The organism is Streptomyces sp. NPDC048106 (assembly GCF_040706415.1).
GTDB lineage: Bacteria > Actinomycetota > Actinomycetes > Streptomycetales > Streptomycetaceae > Streptomyces.
Map to the genome: position 1 here is coordinate 45,229 of NZ_JBEZND010000053.1, position 20,579 is coordinate 65,807.

General features: G+C 72.8%; 17 protein-coding genes and 1 pseudogene. 14 read left to right on the forward strand and 4 right to left on the reverse strand.

The window, feature by feature from the left end; genetic code table 11:
- Positions 1 to 20 precede the first annotated feature (20 nt).
- The 3 genes from AB0927_RS36085 to AB0927_RS36095 form a co-directional block, all read right to left on the reverse strand.
- Positions 21 to 554, reverse strand: coding sequence for a hypothetical protein (locus AB0927_RS36085; RefSeq protein WP_366672052.1), 534 nt, complete (start codon positions 552 to 554; stop codon positions 21 to 23).
- Positions 535 to 1,368 carry an alpha/beta hydrolase gene (locus tag AB0927_RS36090; RefSeq protein WP_366672053.1) on the reverse strand — a complete coding sequence of 278 codons (834 nt, stop codon included), beginning with the start codon at positions 1,366 to 1,368 and terminating at the stop codon, positions 535 to 537. The genes AB0927_RS36085 and AB0927_RS36090 overlap by 20 nt, the downstream gene beginning before the upstream one ends.
- Positions 1,369 to 1,441: 73 nt before the next feature.
- Entirely contained in the window at positions 1,442 to 4,897 is a 3,456-nt protein-coding gene (locus AB0927_RS36095) for an amino acid adenylation domain-containing protein (protein ID WP_366672054.1), read from the reverse strand.
- A 595-nt stretch (positions 4,898 to 5,492) separates the two neighbouring features.
- On the opposite strand from AB0927_RS36095, the gene AB0927_RS36100 reads away from it, so the two are divergent.
- The 13 genes from AB0927_RS36100 (at position 5,493) to AB0927_RS36160 (ending at position 19,271) form a co-directional block, all read left to right on the forward strand.
- The gene (locus tag AB0927_RS36100; protein WP_366672072.1) at positions 5,493 to 6,380 is read left to right on the forward strand and encodes a GNAT family N-acetyltransferase; all 888 of its coding nucleotides are present in this window, start codon (positions 5,493 to 5,495) and stop codon (positions 6,378 to 6,380) included.
- Between the two features lie 33 nt (positions 6,381 to 6,413).
- Positions 6,414 to 7,370 carry a nucleoside-diphosphate kinase gene (locus tag AB0927_RS36105; RefSeq protein ID WP_366672055.1) on the forward strand — a complete coding sequence of 319 codons (957 nt, stop codon included), beginning with the start codon at positions 6,414 to 6,416 and terminating at the stop codon, positions 7,368 to 7,370.
- On the forward strand, positions 7,330 to 8,646 hold the full coding sequence (locus AB0927_RS36110) for a nucleotidyltransferase family protein (RefSeq protein ID WP_366672056.1): 1,317 nt from the start codon (positions 7,330 to 7,332) through the stop codon (positions 8,644 to 8,646). The genes AB0927_RS36105 and AB0927_RS36110 overlap by 41 nt, the downstream gene beginning before the upstream one ends.
- On the forward strand, positions 8,643 to 9,680 hold the full coding sequence (locus AB0927_RS36115; RefSeq protein ID WP_366672057.1) for a hypothetical protein: 1,038 nt from the start codon (positions 8,643 to 8,645) through the stop codon (positions 9,678 to 9,680). The genes AB0927_RS36110 and AB0927_RS36115 overlap by 4 nt, the downstream gene beginning before the upstream one ends.
- 14 nt (positions 9,681 to 9,694) lie before the next feature.
- Positions 9,695 to 10,813, forward strand: coding sequence for a phosphonopyruvate decarboxylase (gene aepY / locus AB0927_RS36120; protein ID WP_366672058.1), 1,119 nt, complete (start codon positions 9,695 to 9,697; stop codon positions 10,811 to 10,813).
- Between the two features lie 59 nt (positions 10,814 to 10,872).
- Entirely contained in the window at positions 10,873 to 11,703 is an 831-nt protein-coding gene (locus AB0927_RS36125) for an isocitrate lyase/phosphoenolpyruvate mutase family protein (protein ID WP_366672059.1), read from the forward strand.
- Positions 11,704 to 11,710: 7 nt separating this feature from the next.
- Positions 11,711 to 12,715 carry a GNAT family N-acetyltransferase gene (locus AB0927_RS36130; protein ID WP_366672060.1) on the forward strand — a complete coding sequence of 335 codons (1,005 nt, stop codon included), beginning with the start codon at positions 11,711 to 11,713 and terminating at the stop codon, positions 12,713 to 12,715.
- A gap of 11 nt (positions 12,716 to 12,726) precedes the next feature.
- Complete coding sequence (locus AB0927_RS36135; protein ID WP_366672061.1) at positions 12,727 to 13,725, forward strand: class I SAM-dependent methyltransferase; 999 nt, start codon at positions 12,727 to 12,729, stop codon at positions 13,723 to 13,725.
- 27 nt (positions 13,726 to 13,752) lie between these two features.
- Entirely contained in the window at positions 13,753 to 15,036 is a 1,284-nt protein-coding gene (locus AB0927_RS36140) for an MFS transporter (RefSeq protein ID WP_366672062.1), read from the forward strand.
- 67 nt (positions 15,037 to 15,103) lie between these two features.
- Complete coding sequence (locus tag AB0927_RS36145; protein ID WP_366672063.1) at positions 15,104 to 15,955, forward strand: class I SAM-dependent methyltransferase; 852 nt, start codon at positions 15,104 to 15,106, stop codon at positions 15,953 to 15,955.
- A 19-nt stretch (positions 15,956 to 15,974) separates the two neighbouring features.
- Positions 15,975 to 16,811 (forward strand): alpha/beta hydrolase, encoded by an 837-nt coding sequence (locus AB0927_RS36150; RefSeq protein ID WP_366672064.1) that lies wholly within the window; start codon positions 15,975 to 15,977, stop codon positions 16,809 to 16,811.
- Positions 16,808 to 18,151, forward strand: coding sequence for a hypothetical protein (locus AB0927_RS36155; protein ID WP_366672065.1), 1,344 nt, complete (start codon positions 16,808 to 16,810; stop codon positions 18,149 to 18,151). Before AB0927_RS36150 ends, AB0927_RS36155 begins: the two co-directional genes overlap by 4 nt.
- Entirely contained in the window at positions 18,144 to 19,271 is a 1,128-nt protein-coding gene (locus AB0927_RS36160; RefSeq protein WP_366672066.1) for an aminotransferase class V-fold PLP-dependent enzyme, read from the forward strand. The genes AB0927_RS36155 and AB0927_RS36160 overlap by 8 nt, the downstream gene beginning before the upstream one ends.
- A 49-nt stretch (positions 19,272 to 19,320) precedes the next feature.
- Here AB0927_RS36160 and AB0927_RS36165 read toward each other — a convergent pair whose 3' ends face one another.
- Complete coding sequence (locus AB0927_RS36165) at positions 19,321 to 19,740, reverse strand: ASCH domain-containing protein (RefSeq protein ID WP_366672067.1); 420 nt, start codon at positions 19,738 to 19,740, stop codon at positions 19,321 to 19,323.
- A gap of 106 nt (positions 19,741 to 19,846) precedes the next feature.
- Here AB0927_RS36165 and AB0927_RS36170 point away from each other — a divergent pair.
- Positions 19,847 to 20,443: pseudogene (locus AB0927_RS36170) on the forward strand (MerR family transcriptional regulator); the annotation flags it as partial.
- Between the last annotated feature and the right edge of the window lie 136 nt (positions 20,444 to 20,579).

Sequence of the window (20,579 nt, forward strand, 5' to 3'; positions counted from 1 at the left end):
CTTCGTCGGCGGTCGCGAAGTCAGCCTTCGAACCAGATGGCGCTGCGGTCATGGAATTCCTGGTCACGGTCGTGGCAGCAGACGTCCTTCTTCCGTGCCAGCAGATGGGAGCCCGCCCGGGGGTCGTCGCTGTCGTGCAGGCCGCAGGACGCGAGCAGCCCCCGGATCTCCCCGCACCGCTCGGGTCCCGCGAGGAGGACGGCGCCGTGCGGGACGACGAGGTCCGCCAGCGAGCCGATCAGACGGGCGGCCGGCACCGAGTCGAGCTGAGGGCAGGCCGGTTCGACGTAGGCGCCGGGGAAGCGCCGCCGGCCGCCGGGGCCCGCCGGGTCCTGGTGGACGACGTCACGGGCGCTCACTTCGAGCACGGCGAGCGCGCGCCGGTCGAGCGCCGCGCGGAGTTCCTCCTCGACCTCGCCGACCGCGAGCACGCAGGGCGCGATGTCCGGGTTGGCGCGGGCGGACATCGAGGCGAAGAGGGCGAACTTGTGGAAGGCGAGCGCGAGGGGGCCGGCCGCGGGGGCGGGCGCGGGCTCAGTCTGCTGAGGGTTCACCGATCTCCTTGAGGAAGCGCAGGATCGCGGCGGCGATCGTGGCGGAGTGGCCGGTCGGCACGTGCGCCGCGCCGTCGATCTCCAGGTAGCGGGCGTCCGGCATCGTCCCGGCCGCGCGCCGGAGCAGGGCCGGCGGGAACATGCGGTCCCATTCGGAGGCGACCACCAAGGCCGGGACGGACAGTCCGGCGAGTTCGGTCAGATGGTCCTCGCGGGCCCACTCCAGGGTCGCGGCGGTCTGTCCGACCACGCCGGCATCGGCGGGACCGGCCATGATCCCGGCCGTCAGCTCCTGCGCCTCGGCCACCGCGCGGGCGTCGTGCCACCGCGTGGGCGGGACCAGCCCGTCGGCCGCCAGCCAGCGCAGCGCGGCCGGGGGCGGCGGATCCAGCGCGTACAGCTCCGCCGTGGCGTCGAGGACCGCTACGGCGGCGGGGGAGAGGTCGCCGCAGCCCTGGAGGAAGGTGACCGAGCGGACCAGGTCGGGCCGGCGCAGGGCCACCGCCTGGGTGACCAGGCCGCCGAGCGACGACCCGATCATGTGGAAGGGCCCCGTGCCGAGGTGTTCCATCAGGCCGACGGTGTCCGCGACCAGGTCCGCCATCGTGTACGGGGCGGCGGGCACCGCCGAGGGCGGCATGCCCCGGTTGTCGAAGACGACGGTGCGGTACCCGGCATCCAGCAGCGCCGGCACGGTCTGCATCTCCCAGACGACCGACGACTGACCGGAGCCGGCGACATGGAACACCGGGGCGCCCCGGTCGCCCTCGACCGTGTACGAGAGGTCCGTTCCGTTGATCCTGGCGATTGGCACGGCGGCGTACTCCATGGGGGCTGGGCGGTGGGGGGTGGTTCGGCAGGGTGGGCGCACGCGGGCGCGCGGCGGATCACACCGCGGCCGTACCCGGCGTCGGCCCGGAGTCCCGGGCGATGGTGCGCATCAGGCCGGACAGGGACGGTGCCCGCAGGAAGTCCCGCAGCCCCACCTCGACCCCCAGCTCCCTTCTGAGCAGACCGACCAGGCGGACCGCGCGGGTCGAATTGCCGCCCACGTCGAAGAAGTTGTCGTCGTCGCCCACCTCGGCACGCTCCAGCACCTGGCAGAGGAAACGGGCGACCTCGGGCCGCCGTCCGTCCTGTTCGACCGGTGCGGTGGGTGCGGCGGGTTCGGCGGTGGCCGCCCGGCCGAGTCCGGCGAGCCGGGCACGGTCGGTCTTCCCGTTGGCGGTCACGGGGATCTGGTCCACGATCGCCCACAGCCCCGGCACCATGTACGCGGGCAGCCGCTGGTCGAGGAACGCGCCGAGCTCGGCGGGCGAGGGGGCGCCGGCGGCGCTCTCCGGGACGCAGACGGCGAGCAGTTGCCTGCTCACGCCCCCGTCGTCGGTGACCACCACGGCGGCGTCCCGCACTCCGGGGTGTTCGCGCAGGGCGGCCGCGATCTCCCCGGGCTCGATCCGGAAGCCGCGGATCTTGACCTGGTCGTCCACCCGGCCGAGGAACTCCACCCGGTCCCGGGCGTCCAGACGGCCCAGGTCGCCGGTCCGGTAGAGGCGTTCGGGCACGTCCGCCGAGAAGTGGCCGAAGCGCTCCTTGGTCCCGGCCGGGTCTCCCGCGTAGTCCACGGCCAGCCCGTCCCCGCCCACGTACAGCTCCCCGGCGGCTCCGGGCGGGAGCAGCCGGCCGCGCTCGTCCAGGATGTGGACGCTGGAGCGGGGGACCGGGGCGCCGATCGGCAGCGGGTCCTCGACGTCCTCGGCGCGTCCGACGGTGTGCACGGTGGAGAAGACGGTGTTCTCCGTCGGGCCGTACCCGTTGGTGACGAGCAGATGCGGGTGGCGTTCGAGGAGCCCGGCCACCTGGCGGGCGGGCACCACGTCGCCGCCGGTCATGACGTGCCGTACGCCGGCGAACCCCTCCGGGGCGAAGTCGGCCACCAGCCGGAACAGCCCCGACGTCAGCCAGCACACCGTCACCCCGCGCCGGCGCAGGAAGTCGCCGATCTCGGCCGGAGTGGGCAGCCCGGCCGGAAGGATCTCGATCGCCGCGCCGGACAGCAGCGGGCCCCAGATCTCCAGCGTCGACGCGTCGAAGCCCAGCGACGCGAGCCGGAGCATGCGCTCACCGGGGCCGAGCCGGAGAAAGCGGACGTCGTGCACCAGCCGGGCGACCCCCCGGTGCGGGACGCGCACCCCCTTGGGCGTTCCGGTGGAGCCGGAGGTGAACCCGAGATACGCGACCCGGCCCGGATCACTCTCACCGACCGGCCGGACGGCGGCACCGTCGGCGCCGGCCGGCCACGGCTCCACCAGCGGCAACCCCAGCTCGCCCAGCCGCCCCAGCTCCGTCCCCGGGCGCGCCACCACGGCCGCCGGCTTGACGCGCTCGAACATCCGGTCCACGCGGCTCGCGGGCAGAGCGGGGTCCATCCCCAGGTAGGAGGCACCGGCCCACAGGGTGCCGAGGACGGCCACGACCTCGGCGACCGACCGGTCGAGGGTGATCGCCACGGTGTCCCCGGGCCGGACCCCCACCGCGTGCAGCAGCGCCGCCTGCCGGGCCGCCGCCTTGGCCAACTCGGCGTAGGTGAGCGTGTGTTCGCCCTCGCGTACGGCCGTCGCCGAGGGCCGGCGTTCGACCTGGGCCAGGAACAGCTCCTCGATGGTCCCCGGCGGATACGGCTGCTCGGTCCGGTTCAGCCGCTCCAGCCGGGCCCGCTGGGGCGCGGACACGGCCCGTACGTCTTCGAGGATCTCCTCCGCCGGGTCCTGCGCCAGGCGTTCGACGGCCTCCCCGAAGTCGGCGAGGAACGCCTCGGCCTCCGCCGGGAGCCAGGCGCCGGTCGCGTACTCGAGGCTGCCGGCGAAGGACGGATCGCTGTCGCTGACGAACAGGGTCGCGTCGAACTGCGAGCCGCCGCCGTGCAGTTCCTCGATCCGGACGGCGAGGTCCCGGGTGGCCAGGCGCCGGGGCACCAACTGGTCGTGCATGCCGAAGGAGAACTGCACCAGCGGGTGGCGGCTGGTGCTGCCGCCCAGGCCCAGCCGGGTGACCAGCGCGTCGATGGGCAGGGAGCCGTGTTCGAGGCTGAGGGCCAGGGAGCGCTGCACCGCGCGCAGATAGTCGCCGATGCCGTGGTCGTCGTCGATGTCGATCCGGACCGGCACCAGGTTGCCCGTCACCGCGACCAGCTCGCGCAGCTCGGGGGTGGTGCGTCCGGCCAGGGGCACGCCGATCAGCAGCCGACGGGCGCCGGTGTAGCGGCTGAGGGTGAGGGCGTAGCCGCCGAGGAGGAGGGCGAAGGGGGTGACACCGCACTCCCCGGCCCGTGCGGTGATCGCGGCGGTGGCCTGCGCGCCGAGGTCGAAGGGGGCGCGGGTGCCCGACGGGTCCTGGAGAGTGGGGCGCTGACGGTCCGTCGGCATCTCCAGCACCGTCGGTACGCCGGCCAGATGGCCCTCCCAGAACGCGGCCTGCCGGTCCCATTCACCGCTGTCGGCGAGCCGCTCCTGGTGGTCCAGCAGGGACTGGAACCGGGGGGCGGGCGCGAGCGGGCGGTCCGGGTGGTCGTAGGCGTCGAGGAGTTCGCGCAGCAGCAGGCCGACCGACCAGCCGTCGAGCAGCAGGTGGTGGGCGATCAGCACCAGCGCGTGCCGGCCGTTTCCGTCGGCCGCGTACAGAAAGCGCAGCGGGGGAGCCTCGGCGAGGTCGAAGACCACCCGTCCCTCCCGGGCCGCCGTCGAGCGTACGAAGGGCTCGAAGGCGCCGTCGCGCTCAGCGTCGTAGACCAACTCGTCCAGCCCTGGGGTGAATCCCTCGTCCACCTGCCGGTCGGCGCGGCCGTCCACGTCCACGATGCGGGTGCGCAGGTTCTCGTGCCGGCGGACCACCGAGGCCACCGCCCCGGCAAGGAGGTCGCGGCGCAGGGGTCCCTCGGCGAAGGCGACGAAGACCAGGTTGTACGGCGAGCCGCCGACCGCCCGCTCGGTGAGCCACATGCCCTGCTGCGCGTGCGACAACCGGCCCTTCGAGGCGGCGGGTTCGCCGGGGGACGGGTGCCCCTCGGCGGGAGCGGGTCCGGCGGCGGGACGGTGCTCCCCGGCTCTCGGCGCCGGCCCCGGCTCCGCCCGTGCCGCGTCCGCGAGGACGGCGCACAACGGCTCGTCGGCCAGCAGCCGGCCCAGCGGAAGGGCGACGCCGAGCTTTTCCTCGGCGAGCGAGACCAGGTGCATCGCCCGCAGAGAGTCACCACCCAGTCGCACAAAGCTCAGTTCGGCGAGCGCGGTCGTGTCCGCCTCCCCGGGGAGTACCGAAAGCGCGAGTTCCTCAAGGAGATGAGCCATCCTGCGACTCCTTAGGGGCGTTCAGATGCTCAAGTGGGCTGGAAGAAATGTTTCGACAAATCCCAAGCGGCCGCACGCATGAGGGCAGGCCGTACCGGCATGGGTAAGAGGAGGATTAGTGGCAGACGGTTCGGGAGCTAATCACGGACCGTCGCGGGGAGTCAACAGCCGCCCCGTCAATAGCCCGAGGCGACTTCCCTCCAAGGCGAAGTCGACATAACGGGAAATCGGGACATCTCTGCGCTGCTCCGGACTGCCGATCATCCTCTTGCCTCGCTGTCGGCAGTGTGTTTGACTGCATCGATCATTCGGGCCGGTGTCTGTGACGGATCTGTGCGCGACGGGGGATCTACCCATGCCTCATGTTCGGCATCTTGGCGAGCCAGAAACGACGGAAGCATCGTTAGTGATTGACGTGGAGCCGGGTGTGCCCGGCTCCTGGGACGACATTGTCACCGCAACTCCCGCACCTCTCCCCGCAACGACGACGGATCGCTGGTTGCGTCTCGCGCCCAAGCGGCTGCCCGGAGAACGCGTCACCATCTTTCTGCGCGGCACGTCGGGTGAGCCGGAATTGGCGCTCCACGGCTCGGTCATGACGGGCCCTTCACCGAATACGCGCATCGATCCGTATTCGATATTCTCCGGAGCCTCGTCCTATCAGGGCCTGGCGACCGAGGGACCGCACCCGTGGCGGACCCTTCGGCCCGAGGACGTCTATCCCTGCCTGCTGGTGCTCATGCCGCACTACGAGGCGCTGCCGGTGGGCAGGCTCGCGAAGGACCCGGCGGCCTGCGCCGTCCTGCTGGAGCGGCTGCGGCAGTGGGCCGGCGAACAGGGGCTGCGCTCCGTCGCCTTCGAGTACCTCGTCCCGGAGGCGGCCGCCCTCACGAACGCCCTGCGTACGGCGGGGTGGCCGGTCGTCGAGTTCGCCGCCCGCTGCGACCTCGACGTCACCTGGTCCGACTTCGACGGCTACCTGGACACCCTGTCCTCGCGCCGCCGGGTGCGAGTGCGCCGTGAGCTGCGCGCCCTGGAGGAGGCCAAGGTGCACGTCGCCACCCGCCCCCTGCGGGACGCGGAGCCGGAACTGGTCGACCTGCGCTGCCAGCTCGTCGCCAAGTACGGGGGCACCGCGGACCCGGCCAAGGAGGCGTCGATGATCCGCCGGCTCCGGTCCTGCTTCGACGGCGACGAGATCACCGTCGTCACGGCCGAACGGGAAGGGAAGACGCTGGGCTTCGGTGTCTTCGTGCAGGACGGCGAAACCTGGATGCCCACGCTCGCCGGGGCCGACTACACCGACCCCCACTCCCGGCTCACCTATTTCGCCACGCTGTTCTACAAGCCCATCGCGCTGGCACCCGAGCGGGGCGTCCGGATCATTCCTTACGGCCTCGGTTCATGGGAGGCCAAGCAACTGCGAGGATGCGTCGCCGCCCCGCTGTACGGCGCCGCTCTGCACCTCGGCACGCATATATAGGGATCCTTGACGGTACATACAAGGAAAGGCCCCATGACAATCGAAGACGAACGGGCCATTCGAGAGGGACAGTCTTTCGATGAATCGGTCTGGCAAACTCACGCGTTCTGCCTGATCAGTCCGGACAGTCTGCGTGAACAGCGAGTCGGCGCCATACTCGACCATCTCGCGGTCGCGGGTTTCAGACCCGTCGGATGGCGGGAAGTGAGAGTGACCGCCCAGCAGATCGACGCCATTGCCGAGATTCAGAACGTCGGCGCCGGGAGCACTTTCCGCTATCGGGCCCTCGACGCCCTCTTCTCACTCGGACCGTCGGTCGCCCTCCGGCTGCGCGACGAAGTGTCCCGCACCGCCGAGGAACGGTACGCCGTACTCCACGAAATCAAAGGCGGCACGCCGCCCAGAACGCGTCCCGGCTCGATCCGGCACGAGGTCGGCTCGGTGAACGCCATTCTGAGCCTGCTCCATCTGTCGGACAGCCCCGCGAACGCCGCCCGCGAATCGGCCGCGATACTCGGCCCCGAACCGCTCGCGGCATTCCAGGACGGCGGGACGCTCGACGGGTACCTCGCGGTGCTCGCCCGGACCCAGCCGCGGGAGTCCCGCGACCACGTCGCCGTCCTCGGCGCGCTGCGCGGCCGCATCGTCTCCGCGCTGTGGAGCGACTTCACCGACGAAGGCCGGGCCCTCGCCGACCGGTTGACCGCCCGCGGCGAACTCGCCCGGCCGGACGCCGGCGGCCGGCTCGCCGCCCTGGTCCGCCCCGAGGCCGCCGCGCACCCGCTGCTCGCCGTCCTCGCGCACCCCTTCGACCCGAGCGCCGCCCCCTGGGACCTGTCCGAGGTGGACCTCGTGCTCCGGCGTCACGGCTGCGCGTGCGACTCCTGGGAGACCGCGGTCCTGACCACATCGCAGTACTTCGAGCCCGTCCTCACCACGAAAGGCGCGCATGGACACGCAGACCGCGATCATGACCTTGGGACGGACTGACCCGCCGTCCCCGACCGTCGCCGCCGCCCTGAACACGCTGGACGGCGAGATCACCCCCGAGGACCTGTACGCGATCCTCTCCCGCTCGAAGGTCACCCGCCTCGCGCACGCCGCCCTCGACGGCCACACCACCTCCGCCTGGGCGACCCGCCTGCGTGAACTCCTCGCCGACGAGGTCCGCCAGGACGACGCCTGGCAGGCCCAGGCCGCCCCGAAGATGCGCGAAGTCGTGGCAGCCGTCGAGGAGTTCGGCGGCCGCATCATCAAGGGACTGTGCGCCCAGTCGGTCTACCCCCGGCCCGAACTGCGCCATCTCGGCGACGTGGACGTCCAGTTCCCCCAGTGGGCCGCCGCCCGGCCGCTGGTCGACTGGCTGCGCGAGCGCGACTGGGTCTACGACACCGACGAGATGCCCTGGCTCAAGTGGCACGACAACGGCGCCCTGTACGGCCAGGTCTCGCTCGTCTACCCCGACACCAAGAACCCGTACGCCCGCGTGGACCTGCACATCGGCGCCTTCTCGGTGGGTCACGCGGGGCTGCTGCCGCTGGCCGGCTGGCGCGCCGGGACCGCGCTCGGGCTGCCCGCCACCGTCCCCAGCGTCGAGACCTCGATCGCGATCACCGCCGCGCACGCCCTGTGCGACCAGATGCTGTCCGTCAAGGACGTCAACGACCTGCACGCCCTGGTCAGTCACACCACGCCGGACTGGGTGTCGGTGAGCGAGCTGTGCCGCTCGGTGCGTGCCCAGGGCGCGCTCGCCCGCGTGGTCAACGCGGTCCGCCAGGCCTACCCGGAGAGCACCGCCGTACTGCCCCCGGACCTGGGGGAGGAGACGGGCCTGGAGCTGACCCCGCCGGGACCCGAGGCGCGGGCCGAGGCGTTCGCCGCGCTGGCCTACGACGACGAGCGCGCACGCGGCGCCAGCGAGGCGGCCGCGACCGCCCTCGCGGACTCCGCGCGCCACTACTTCTCCGCCGACCTGAGCCCGCGCGTCGCGGATCCGGACGGCGGCGCGGCTCCGGGCGACCCGGGGCGCGACCGCTGCTGGCGGCTGGTGTCGCGCGAGGTGTGGGACACGCTCGCGGGCGCGGAGTCCGCCGCCGCCCCCGCGGAGGTGACGAGCGTCGAACTCGCCGACGGCATCACCCTGTTCGGCGCCCCGAACGCGTGGGCCGTCCGGTACGGGAACGACGTTCTCGTCCCCACCGTCTGGGGTGAGATCAGCCGGGAGAGCCTCGCGCTCGCCCGCCGTCTCACGGCAGGGCCGGCGTGATCGACCTCAGCGGGTCCCCGGCCCCCTGGCCGGACGAGGCCACCCGGCTGTGGGCCGACCGGGTCGCCCAGGCGGCCCGGCAGGCCGACCTGTGGACCGTACCCGCCCCCCGGGGCGACGAGGTCCTCCGGGAGGCGCTGGCCGACCAACTGGGACTGTCCGCCGAGCAGTTGACCATCACCGCCAGCCTGCGGGCGACCGCGCTCACCTATGCCCGGCGCTTCGGGCACGTGGTGCTGGAACGGCCCACCTACCCGGGGGTCCTGCCCGTCCTCGCGGGCGCCGGCGCCACGGTGACCCGGGCCTCCTGGGACGAGCTGCTCAAGGGCGCCGCCGGCGGCGAGCCGGGGGACACCGTGCTGTGGCTCACCTCGCCCGGACGCAACCCGGACGGCCGCACCCTGACCGACCAGGACCGCCGCCGCGTCGCGGAACTGGCCGCCGAGGGCTACCGCGTCGTGGTCAACGAGACGTACGCCTGGTTCTGCGGTCACGCCGGCACCCCGGCCGGAGCCGACAGCGCCGGCACCCTGCACAAGCTCCGGGGCGTCGGCGCGCGCCTCGGCTGGATGGCCGGCCCCGGCTGCTTCGAGGAGGCCTTCCCGGAACTGCTGGGCACGCCCCCCTCACCGGTGTGGCAGCGGGCCTGGGGACTGTTCCTCCAAGGCGGCGGTCTCGACCTGCTCCGCGCAGGCCTGCTGGCCGAAGTGGACGACGCCAAGGCCGCGTTCAGGGACCGGCTGGCCTCGGCGCACGGCATCGCGTTCCCCGCCTTCGACGGGCCCAACGCGCTGATCCCGCTGGCCCCCGAAGCGGCCGGAGCGCCACCGGAGTCCGGCCCGCCGGCCACCGAACAGCTCGAAGAGGACGCGCTCGCCGCGTTCCGTGAGGAGGGGTTCGAGGTCGTGGCCGCCCGTCACTTCGATGCTGCCCAACCCGCCCTGCGCGCCACCTTCTTCGGGGTCGGCGCCGCCGAGGCCATACGCTTCGCCGACGCGGTGGCCCGCTCGCCCCGCACCGCACTCCGGCTCTGATGTCAGGGAAACACATGACGAACACGACACCAGTACTGCCCGCGGACCTCCTCGACCGGGCGCTCCGCGACCGGGGCGTCGACCGGTTCGCGGGAGTCCCCTGCTCCTACTTCGCCGGCCTGATCCCCCTGCTCCAGCGGGACGGCCGCTACGTGGCCTCCGCCAACGAGGGCGCGGCCTTCGCCACCGCCTGCGGATTCTCCCTCGCCGGCACGCCCGGCGCCGTGCTGGTGCAGAACTCCGGCCTCGGCAACCTGGTCAACCCCCTCACCTCGCTGGCCGCCCCCTACGACATCGGTGTGCTGATGTTCGTCAGCCACCGGGGCGACCCGGACGGTCCGCCCGACGAGCCCCAGCACCGGCTCATGGGCGCCGCCACCGTCCCGCTCCTCGACGCGCTCCAGGTGCCGCACTGGCAACTGTCGGCCGACCCCGCCGAGCTGGGCCCGACCCTCGACGCCGCCCTCGACGCGGTCCGGGCCGGCCGCACCGCCGCCCTGGTCGTCCCGCGCGGCGTCATGGAGAAGCCGGCCCCCGCCGAGGAGACGCCCGAGACCTCCAAGCGGCCGGGCACCCAGGACGTGGTGGCCGCGCTCGGCGCGCTGCTCCAGGACGAACTGGTCGTCGCCACCACGGGGTTCACCTCCCGCTGGCTGTTCGCCGGCGCCGACCGGCCCGGCAACTTCTACATGCAGGGCTCCATGGGCCACGCGATCTCCCTCGGCCTCGGCCTGGCACTGGCCCGCACCGACCGGCGGGTCTTCGTGCTCGACGGCGACGGCGCGTGCCTGATGCACATGGGCGCCCTCGGCACCGTCGGCGCCCAGGCCCCCGGCAACCTCGTCCACGTGGTCCTGGACAACCAGCAGTACGAGTCGACCGGCGGCCAGCCCACCGCCGGTGCCCGCACCCGGTTCGAGGAGGTCGCCCGGGCGAGCGGCTACCGCTGGGGCGGCCGGGTCACGGCCCTCAGCGACCTCAAACCCGCCCTGGAGGGCCTCGGTTCGCAGCACGGACCCGCCCTGCTGGTCATCGAGACCACGGCCGGCGCGGGCGCCGCGCCCCCGCGGGCGACGGCCAGCCTGGAGCCCGACGCGATCCGCGCCCGCTTCATGACCGCGGCCGCCGGCTGAACGCCGTACCTCACCCAGCCGCGGCACCACCGGACACCCCCACCAAAGGACTTGAGACCATGACCACGCACGACACCGCCCTGAGGCCGACCCCCGCCACGTCCATCGGAGTCGGCGTCCACGACGCGCTCACCGCGCGCATGGTGCAGAGCGCGGGCTTCGACCTGCTCTGGCTCGGCAGCCTGGAGGTCTGTTCGCGCTTCGCCGTACCCGACCGCAACCTGATCACCCCCACCGAGATGGCCTCCGTCGTCCGCGAGGTCCGCGCGGCCACCACGCTCCCCATCTACGTCGACGCCGACAACGGCTACGGCAGCGACCTGACCGCCGCCCGGGCGATACGGCTCTTCGAGGACGCCGGCGCCCACACCGTCGTCATCGAGGACAACGTCTTTCCCAAGCGGAACTCGCTCGCCGCCGACGAGGCCCGCGACCTCATGGACACCGAGGAGTTCGCCCGGCGCCTGGAGCGGGTGACCGCCGAGCGCAAGGACCTGCGCATCGTCGCCCGCTGCGAGGCCCTCGTGGCCGGCCTCGGCGTCGACGAGGCGGTCCGCAGAATGCGCCGCTACGCCGAGACCGGCGTGGACGGCCTGTTCGTCCAGGTCAACAAGAAGTGCAAGGACCAGCTCTTCCCCGTCCTGGAGCAGGTCCGCGGACTGCTGCCGATCACCCTGGCGCCCACCTCGCTGCCGGAGGTGCCGCTGGAGACGTTCGCCGAGTACGGCGCGACGACCGTGCTCTTCGCCAACGTCGTCGTGCGCCGCATGCTGGCGACGCTGCCCCCCATGCTCAGCACCCTGCGCAGCGAGTGCCTGCTCGCGGCCGTCGAACCGGAGATCGCCCCGGTGGAGCAGGTGCTGCGCATGACCGACGAGCGAGTGGGCTAGCCCTCCGATGCCGGCCACAGGCATACGGATCTCCTCCCACACCCGGATCCCGGACCCGAACGGCTGGGACGCCGTGGTCGCCGCCGCGGGCGCACCGGTCTTCTACCGGTCCGCGCTGCTCAGCTCGTACGCCGCCCGCCCCCTGCAACCCACCCTCGACGTCCGCTACCTCACCGTCGGCTCGGGCGCGGACCTGGCCGCCGTCATGCCGCTGTACCTGGTGCCGGCCCGGGACCCGTTCGGAAAGCAGACCGTCGAGGGGCCGCCCTGGGCGGTGAGCCACTTCTGGCACTGCTACGACACCCGGCTGCCCCTGCGGCACGGGGAGCAGGAACTGGTGGAGCCGCTGTGGGACGCGATGCGGGCGCAGGCCCGGGAGTGGGGCGCGGCCGAGTTCGGATTCATCAACATGGCACTGGACTCCCCGCTCACCCCGCTCATGGCGGGGCGGGCGCGCCGGGTGCCGCGCAACCATCGCTTCCGCATGCCCCTCACGGCCGTCGGCGGCTTCGCCGAGCACCTCGAACGCCTCCCCGGCCGGGTACGGCAGGACGCGCGCCGGCAGCTTCGCCTGGCGGCCAGGGCCCAGATCACCGGGCACGTCTACCGTGACCCGGTGCCCGAGCGGGTGATACGGGAGGCGTGCCGGCTGCTGAAACTGACCGCCGACCGCTACAACCCCGGCTACTACGAACAGGGGCCGCTGGCCCACCTGCTGGCCAACGTGGGCGCACCCGCCTGCGTCTTCACCCTGGAGGACGCGGGGCACGTGGTCGCCGCCTCGGTGTCCTTCGTGGACGGCCGGACCCTGCACAACTGGGCCATCGGGGTGGAGGCCGAGGTGCGCGGCAACTTCAGCCCGTACCTGGTGCTGCTGGACCTCTCCGTCGACTACGCGGTGTCCCAGGGCTGCGAGGTCATCGAGCTGGGCCGGACCAACCCGGTGTGGAAGCAGCGCTTCGGCGCGGAGCCCGTCGAGCTCGTCTCCTGGATGTGCAACTCCGAAGAGTGAAGGGAACTTTCATGACGAAGCCGGCCACAGCGCTCGGTGAGGTCTTCGACCAGGGCATACCGGTGCTCGCGGTCCTCGGCGCCCAACGCGCCGGTCTGCTCACGGCACTTCTCGAACGGGCCGCAACCGCCGAGGAGTTCGCGACCGACCTCCACCTGGACCCGCTGGCCACGCGGCTCACCCTCAACGTCCTCGTGCACAGCGGGGCGGCCGTCCACGCGGACGGCCGGTACCAGGCCTCCCCGGAGCTGGCCGAACGCGCCCGCAACGCCCCGGGCGGCGTCGAACTGCACCTGAACCTCTTCGGCCACCTGCCCGAGGTGCTCGTCACCGGGAAGCCGCTGCTGTCCATGGACGGCACGCTGGAGGAGCGGGGCCGCCACTACGCCCAGGTCGCCCAGGGGCTCGGGCACATGTACCCGGCCGCGGCGGCCGAACTGGCCGAGGCCCTGGAGAAGGAGCCCTACGGCCTGGGCCGGGGCGCCCGCTCCGTGCTCGACCTCGGCGCCGGATCCGGCGTGTGGAGCCTGGCCGTCGCCGCCCGGATGCCCGAGGCCCGCGTCACCGCCGTGGACCTGCCGCCGGTCCTGGAAGGGCTGCGGCACAACGCGGCCGAGGCCGGCGTCGCGGCCCGGGTCGCCACGCTGGAGGGCAGCTACTTCGACGTCACCCTGCCGGAGGCCGCCCACGACCTGGTGATCCTCGGCAACATCCTGCACCTGGAGACCGCGAAGGACGCCGAGCGCCTGGTGCACCGGGCGGCCGCCGCCGTCCGGCCGGGCGGGACGCTCGCCGTCATCGACATCCTCGGCTCGGGGCCGTACGAGACGAACCCGGTGCGTGCCCAGTACGCCCTGTTCCTGGCCGCCCGCACCAGCAGCGGCGCCATGTACTCCCGGCCCGAGGTGGAGAACTGGCTCACCGAGGCGGGCCTCACCGGCATGCGGACCGTCGAACTCCCCAGCGCCCCGCCGCACTTCACCTGCCTCACCGCCGTACGACCGCTCTGACGAACCGACCCCTGAGAGATCGAGTACATGACGGATCCCAAACCCAGCATGTTCCTGCCGCTCAAACACCGGGACTTCGCCCTGCTGTGGACCGGGCAGTCCCTGAGTTCCATCGGCAACGCCATGTTCCCGATCATCCTGGCGATGGTCGTCCTGGACCGCGACGCCGGCGCCACCGGGCTCGGCGTGGTCCTCGCGGTCCAGGGCATCGCGCTGGCCGTGGGCACGGTGCTCGCGGCCTCCATCGGCGACCGCTGGCGGCGCACCCGGGTGATGATCAGCGCGGACGTGGTGCGCGCCGTGGGCGTGGCCGCCATCGCCATCGCCCCGGTGCACATGAACACGGCCGTCTTCCTGGTCCTGGTGATCGCCATCGGCATCGCCGAGGGCCTGTTCCTGCCCGCCTACAGCGCGGTGCCCCCGCGGCTGCTGCCCGAGGACGCGCTCCAGGGCGGCAACGCGCTCAGCGCCCTGTCGCAGTACGTCTCCATGGTGGCCGGACCGACCCTGGCCGGCCTCGTGATCGCCGGTGTGGGCCCGGGGCCCGCGCTGTGGATCGACGTCGGCACCTTCGCCGCCAGCCTCGCCACCCTCGTGTTCATCAAGGAGACCGACGCCGCCAACGCGCGCGACGAGTCCCCCGGGGACGAGGAGCCCGGCGGCATCTTCCGGCGCGGCCTGCGCGACTTCAACGAGGGCATCCGGGAGATCCGCTCCCGGCCCTGGGTGGGCGCCTCCATCGGCATGGCGACCGTCGTCATGACGTTCTGCGTGGCCCCCGCCTTCCTGGCCGCCCCGATCGTCGCCGAGAAGAGCCTCGGCGGATCCGCCGCCTACGGCGGGGCGTTCGCCGCCCTCGGCGTCGGCTCGATCATCGGCTCGGTGGTCGGCGGCAGGATCCGCACCCGCCGCCCGGGAACCGTCGCGGTCTGCGGCATCTTCACCATCTTCGGCTCCGTGGGCTCCCTGGCGGTGCTGCCGCTGGTCGGCGTCCTCATCTGCTGGGCGATCGCCGGCGTCGGCGTCACCGTCTTCTCCATCCTGTGGATGACCGCCCTCCAGCAGGACGTCCCCGACCGCGTCCTCGGCCGGGTCATGGCCCTGGACTGGCTCGGCAGCCAGGGTCTGATGCCCCTCGGCTACGCGGCGGCCGGTCTCGTCGCGGCCAGCATCGGCACGCGCGACATGCTCATCGTCAGCGCCTTCATCGTGCTGGTCGCCGCCCCGCTGCCGCTGCTGGTGCGCGGCGGATCGACCTTCTCCTCCCGGCCCGGCGCCGTGGAGAACGAGCCGGCCGAGACCACGGTCTGACGCGGCCCGACCCGCCCGGCTCGGTGTCACCCGGCTCGACTCTGTTTGATGCCAAGGAGGCAGCATCATGCTCGGTGCACAGATGCAGTTCGAACTCAGCAGACTGGTCGACGCGGCCTGGGCCGTCGCCGCCTACGCCGCGCAGGGCCGCGACGACCTCACCCCGCAGCAACGCGCGGCGGTGGAGCGGGCGCTCACCCTGTCCGGGCTGCCGGTCGGCTCCCACGATCCGGAGTTCGCCGCCGCGCTGACCAGCCAGCTCGCCCAGGCCGCGGCGTTCGCCGAGGGCCCCACCAAGGGCTGGGGCGACATGCCCGACGAGGTCCTGCTCGCCCAGGGGCGCGGCTCGCGCCAGGTCGCGGACTGGATCGTCGACGAGGCCGCCCCCGTCCTCGGCCTCACCGACATCGCCGACCGCACGGACGCCGCGTTCCTCGACGTCGGCGTGGGCACCGGCCAGCTCGCCGCGCGCCTCGCCGAACGCTGGCCGCGCGCCCGGGTCGTCGGCGTGGACCGCATGGAACGGGTGCTCGGCCTCGCCCGCACCGTGATCGACGAGGCCGGCTGCGCCGACCGGGTCGAGCTGCGCCACGGCGATGTCACCGACCTCGCCGACGACGCGGTGTACGACCTGGCCTGGCTGCCGCTGAGCTTCATGTCCCCCGACGCGATCCCGAAGGCGCTGGAGGCCGTGCGCCGCGTGCTGCGGCCCGGCGGCTGGGTGATCGCCACCACCTTCGCCGCCGACTCCGAACTGCCCATCGTCAACGCGATGTCCGACCTGGTCACCGCGGTCAACGGCGGCAGCTCCATGACCCAGGAGGACCTCCTGGTGGAGATCCGCACCGCCGGCTACAGCGAGACCGTGGCCCTGCCTTCCACCCCGCTGACCGGCGCGCTGACCGCCGCCCGCGGCTGAGCCAGCACGAGGAGAGAACATGACGCACCACGAGACCGGCTTCGCGCCCGTCAACGGCACGGAGCTCTACTACGAACGCGCGGGCTCCGGCGAAGCCGTGGTCCTGCTGCACACCGGCAACGGCAACACCACCATCTGGGACGGCCAGTTCGAGGCACTGGCCGAGGACTACACCGTGGTCCGCTACGACTTCCGGGGCTTCGGCCGCTCCGGATACCCGGACGAGCCCTACCAGTCGGCCGACGATCTCGCCGCCCTCCTCGACCACCTGGGCATCGAGCGCGCCCACATCATCGGCCCCTCCTTCGGCGGCCGGATAGCCGTCGAGTTCGCGGTGCTGTACCCCGCCAGGGTCCTCTCCCTGCTGCTCGCCGCGCCGGTCAGCCGGGAGCACGTGTGGACCGACGAGGTGAACACGAACCGGATGGCCGAGGAGGAGTTCATCTGGGCCGGCGACTACGACAAGGCCCTCGACATCAGCCTCGGCAGCTGGGTCGCCGGGCCCAAGCGGACCCTCGCGGACATGGACCCCGCGCTGATCGCGCGGCTGCGGGTCTCCGCCGCCATGGGCTACGACCGCCGGCGCAGGACGGTCGCGGAGGAGGGCCACGAGCCCGACGAACTCGAACTCGTGCCCAACGCGGCCGAGCGGCTCGGCTCCATCCAGGTGCCCACGCTGGTGCTGATCGGCGGCATGGACCAGCCGGACGCCATCGAGATCGGTGAGCGCCTCGCGCGCGACATCCCCGGGGCGAGCGCCGAGTACGTGGCGGACCAGGGCCACATGATCACCATGGAGCGGCCCGAGGAGTTCCTCCAGAGGGCCCGCACCTTCCTCGCGAAGGCGGCACGGTGACCGGACTCGTCGCGCCCCGCGCGCTCAGCGCGGAAGAACTCGCTTCCATTACCGCCGAGTTGGACGCCGTGCCGGTGCCCTTCCGGTTCGCCCTGTCGGCCGCCCGGCTGCCCACGGCGACGTACGGGCAGATGTCCCGCACCTGGGGGACCTTCCGGCGCGGCGTGGAAGCCTTCATCGACCGTTACGACGGTGACGCCGGGCGGATGGCCAAGGCCCTGGGCCTGCCCGAGCAACTCGTCCCCATGTGGGAGTCGTTGCCCGCGCGGGACTGGCACCTCATCGGCCGCCCCGACATGATCCTCGGCAGCACCGACGGCACGGGCCCCGAGCGCTGCGTCATCGTCGACGTCAACGCGGGCTCCCTCGCGGGCCTGTTCCCGCTCAACGACATGCTGCTGCGCGCCCATCAGGCGGACGTGCTCCGGCCGGAGTTCGGCGCCTGCGGCGAACCCCGTTACCTCATGGGCCGGTTCGCGGACATCGTGCGCCGGCGCATGACCCACGAGGACGGCCTGATCGCCCTCACCTACTACGCCGACGAGGCGGCCGGCGACGACCACTTCGACAACTGGCACTACCGCTCCCTGGTGCTGGAGCTGGCACGGCACGGACTGACCGCGCGCTCCGTGCACATGGAGGACATCGAGATCGCCCGGGGCGCCGCCTGGCACCAGGGCCGGCGCATCGGGCTGGTCCACCGCTACTTCCTGCCGGACGTGGAGAACCCGCACCAGATGGCGGAGCTGAACCGGATCTCCGCCGCCGCCCGCGACGGGGCCCTCACGTCGATCACCGGACTGTGGGGCGAGATCCTCGCCACGAAGGCGACGCTCGCCATGCTGTCCGACGAGGACTTCACCGGCGAGCTGCCGCCCTCCCTCGCCTCCGCCCTGGCCGAGGCGGTGCCCTGGACCAGGCGGCTCACCGAGCGCCACACCCTCTGGCGCGGCGAGCGCGTCGACCTGCTCGACTGGTCCCTGCGCAACCAGCACCGGCTGGTGATCAAGCCCGCGCTGGGGGAGAAGGGCCGGGACGTCCTCATCGGCCGCGAACTCACCGCCGCCGACTGGTCCGCCCTGATCGAACAGGCGGCCACCGCCGAGCGCCCCTGGGTCGTGCAGGAGCTGATGACGGCGACCCCGAAGCCTCTCACCTTCCAGGACGAGGCCGGTGACCTGCACGAACTCAACGTGCCCGTGGTCTACGGCTCCTACGTCCTGGACGGCGAGTTCGTGGGCGCGATCCGCCGCTACGGCATCAAGGGCGACGGCCACCTGATGATCAACGGCCTCCAGGGCGCGATCCCGGCACCGGTCTACTGGGGCGACGATGAGTGACCTCGCCGCGACGAGCGACCTCGTCCTGCTCAACCCCGGCCCCGCGGGCACCTCCCCGGCGGTGCGCGAGGCCATGCTCCGGGGCGATCTGTGCCACCGCGAGCCGGAGTTCGCCGCCCTCCTCGCCCGGCTGCGCGCGTCGGTGGCCCGGTGCCTCGGGGTGGCGGACACCCACGAGACGGTGCTGATCACGGGCTCCGGCACGGCGGCCATGGAGACGGCCGTGATCGGCTCGGTCCGGGCCGGGCGCAGACTGCTGGTGGTCAACAACGGGGTGTACGGCGCCCGGCTGCTGTCCATGGCGGAGGCCCACGGCATCGAGACGGTCGTGGTGGACGCTCCCTGGGCCAGCCCGGTCGACCCGGGCGCCATCGCGGACCGGCTGAGATCGGACGACCGCATCGACGCCGTCGCCTGCGTCCATCACGAGACGACCACCGGACTGCTCAACCCGATCGCGGAGATCGGCGCGATCGTGCGTGAGCACGAAGCGGTCTTCCTGGTCGACGCGATCAGCTCGACCGCCATCGAGTCACCGGACCTCGCCGAGGCGCACGCCGACGTCATCTGCGGGACGGCGAACAAGGGGCTGCACGGCATCCCCGGCGTCTCCTTCCTGCTGCTGTCCACCGCCAAGGGCACCGACCGGGTCGCCGCGGTGCCCCGGCGCAGCGTCTACCTGGACCCCGCCGCCCAGCTCAGGGCCCAGCGCGCCGGGGACATCCCGTTCACCCCGGCGGTCCAGACGTGCTACGCGCTGGACGAGGCCATCACCGAGTACGAGGCCGCCGGCGGGTACGAGGCGCGCGTGCGCCTGTACCGGGAGCGGGCGGCCGTGGTGCGCGCCGGGTTCGCCCGGCTCGGGCTGCCGGTGCTGATCGCGGAGCCGCATCGCGCGAACTCGGTCACGGCGCTGGGGCTGCCCCACGGCATCGCCTACCCCGCGCTGCACGACGAGCTGAAGCGGCGCGGTTACGTCATCTACGCAGGTCAGGGCCGCCTGTCGGAGACCCACTTCCGCATCGCCACCATGGGCGAGATCCCGATGCCCCGGCTGGTGGAGCTGGAGGGGGCGCTGGAGGAGTCGATACGGCATCTGACGAAGGCGCAGGGCGCGTAGCGGCCGCGCCGAAGCGGTCCCCGCCGGGCGTCGCCCGGCGGGGACCGCGTCAGTCCTCGGGGCCGACCACCCGGAAGCGTTCGGCCACGATCAGGGCGTCGTCGTCCACGACCGGGGTGTAGCCGAGCAGTTCGGTCACCTGCTCACCGCGGAAGAAGTCCCGGTGGGCACGGGCCCACTCCTCGGCGTTCGCGTAACCACGGCCCTCGTCCAGCGCGAACCGGTCGTCCACCTCGCGGAACGGGATCACCCGGGCCTCGGTCAGCTCGATCACCACGGCCGTACGGTCGTCCGAGTCGAGCACCGCGTACCGCTGGCCGACCTCCGGGACGGGCTGCCCTATCTGCTCCAGGATCTCGACCAGCGCCGTCATGGCGGTCTTGCGGCCGCTGATGATGGCCTCGACCCCGCTGTCGCGCTCCGGGCCGGGGAAGGCGAGGGCGAGCTTGGGGAGATCGTCAGCACTCATGCCGCCGAGCGTACCGGAAGGTGCCCATCAACTCATTTATCCCACAACGAGGTTGCTCCGGCGGACCGCTTGAGTCTCCCGCAGGGGGAGACGAGAGGGTGGGCGCATGGGCGGCACCACGCTCTGCTCGATCGGGGAACTGGCCCGGCGCACCGGTCTGACGGTCAAGACCATCCGGTTCTACTCGGACCGCGGCATCGTGACGCCGGCCGGCCGCAGCCCCGCGGGCTACCGGCTGTACGACACCGCCGCCGTGGCCCGCCTGGAGCTGGTGCGCACCCTGCGCGACCTGGGGATCGATCTGCCGACGGTCCGCAGGGTCGTCGACCGCGAGGTCCCCCTCCCCGAGGTGGCCAGGGCCCATGCCGAGGCCCTCTCGGTGCAGATCCGCACCCTGCGCCTGCGCCGCGCGGTGCTGACGGCGGTCGCCGAACGCCACCCGAACCCCGAGGAGTTGGACCTCATGCACCAGCTGGCCAGGCTCTCCGAACGGCAACGCCGCCGACTTACCGACGAGTTCCTCGACGCGGTGTTCGGCGGCGGCGCCGACCCGCGCCTCGCGGCGGCCGGCCGGACGATGACGCCGGAACTGCCCGACGACGCCGGCACGGAACAGGTGCGGGCGTGGGTGGAGCTGGCGGAGCTGTCCCAGGACCCGGAGTTCCGCGCGCTCCTGCGGCGACTGGCCGAGGAGGAGACGGCCGGGGCGCGGCCCGGCGGGCCGCCGCGCCGGGACCTGTGGGCCCTAGTAGTGCTTTGTTAGGTCGTGTCGTAGGGCTGCCATGGGGTGGGTTGTCGGCAGGTGGGGCAAGTGCCGGTCCAGGTGGCCAGCAGGTGCT

What these genes read in the sequence shown, in the direction of transcription:
- AB0927_RS36130 (WP_366672060.1), top strand. Translation starts at nt 11,711, where the DNA reads ATGCCGGCCACAGGCATACGGATCTCCTCCCACACCCGGATCCCGGAC.
- AB0927_RS36095 (WP_366672054.1), bottom strand. Translation starts at nt 4,897, where the DNA reads ATGGCTCATCTCCTTGAGGAACTCGCGCTTTCGGTACTCCCCGGGGAG.
- AB0927_RS36125 (WP_366672059.1), top strand. Translation starts at nt 10,873, where the DNA reads ATGACCACGCACGACACCGCCCTGAGGCCGACCCCCGCCACGTCCATC.
- AB0927_RS36105 (WP_366672055.1), top strand. Translation starts at nt 6,414, where the DNA reads ATGACAATCGAAGACGAACGGGCCATTCGAGAGGGACAGTCTTTCGAT.
- AB0927_RS36135 (WP_366672061.1), top strand. Translation starts at nt 12,727, where the DNA reads ATGACGAAGCCGGCCACAGCGCTCGGTGAGGTCTTCGACCAGGGCATA.
- AB0927_RS36145 (WP_366672063.1), top strand. Translation starts at nt 15,104, where the DNA reads ATGCTCGGTGCACAGATGCAGTTCGAACTCAGCAGACTGGTCGACGCG.
- AB0927_RS36160 (WP_366672066.1), top strand. Translation starts at nt 18,144, where the DNA reads ATGAGTGACCTCGCCGCGACGAGCGACCTCGTCCTGCTCAACCCCGGC.
- AB0927_RS36140 (WP_366672062.1), top strand. Translation starts at nt 13,753, where the DNA reads ATGACGGATCCCAAACCCAGCATGTTCCTGCCGCTCAAACACCGGGAC.
- AB0927_RS36110 (WP_366672056.1), top strand. Translation starts at nt 7,330, where the DNA reads ATGGACACGCAGACCGCGATCATGACCTTGGGACGGACTGACCCGCCG.
- aepY (WP_366672058.1), top strand. Translation starts at nt 9,695, where the DNA reads ATGACGAACACGACACCAGTACTGCCCGCGGACCTCCTCGACCGGGCG.
- AB0927_RS36150 (WP_366672064.1), top strand. Translation starts at nt 15,975, where the DNA reads ATGACGCACCACGAGACCGGCTTCGCGCCCGTCAACGGCACGGAGCTC.
- AB0927_RS36165 (WP_366672067.1), bottom strand. Translation starts at nt 19,740, where the DNA reads ATGAGTGCTGACGATCTCCCCAAGCTCGCCCTCGCCTTCCCCGGCCCG.
- AB0927_RS36100 (WP_366672072.1), top strand. Translation starts at nt 5,493, where the DNA reads ATGACGGGCCCTTCACCGAATACGCGCATCGATCCGTATTCGATATTC.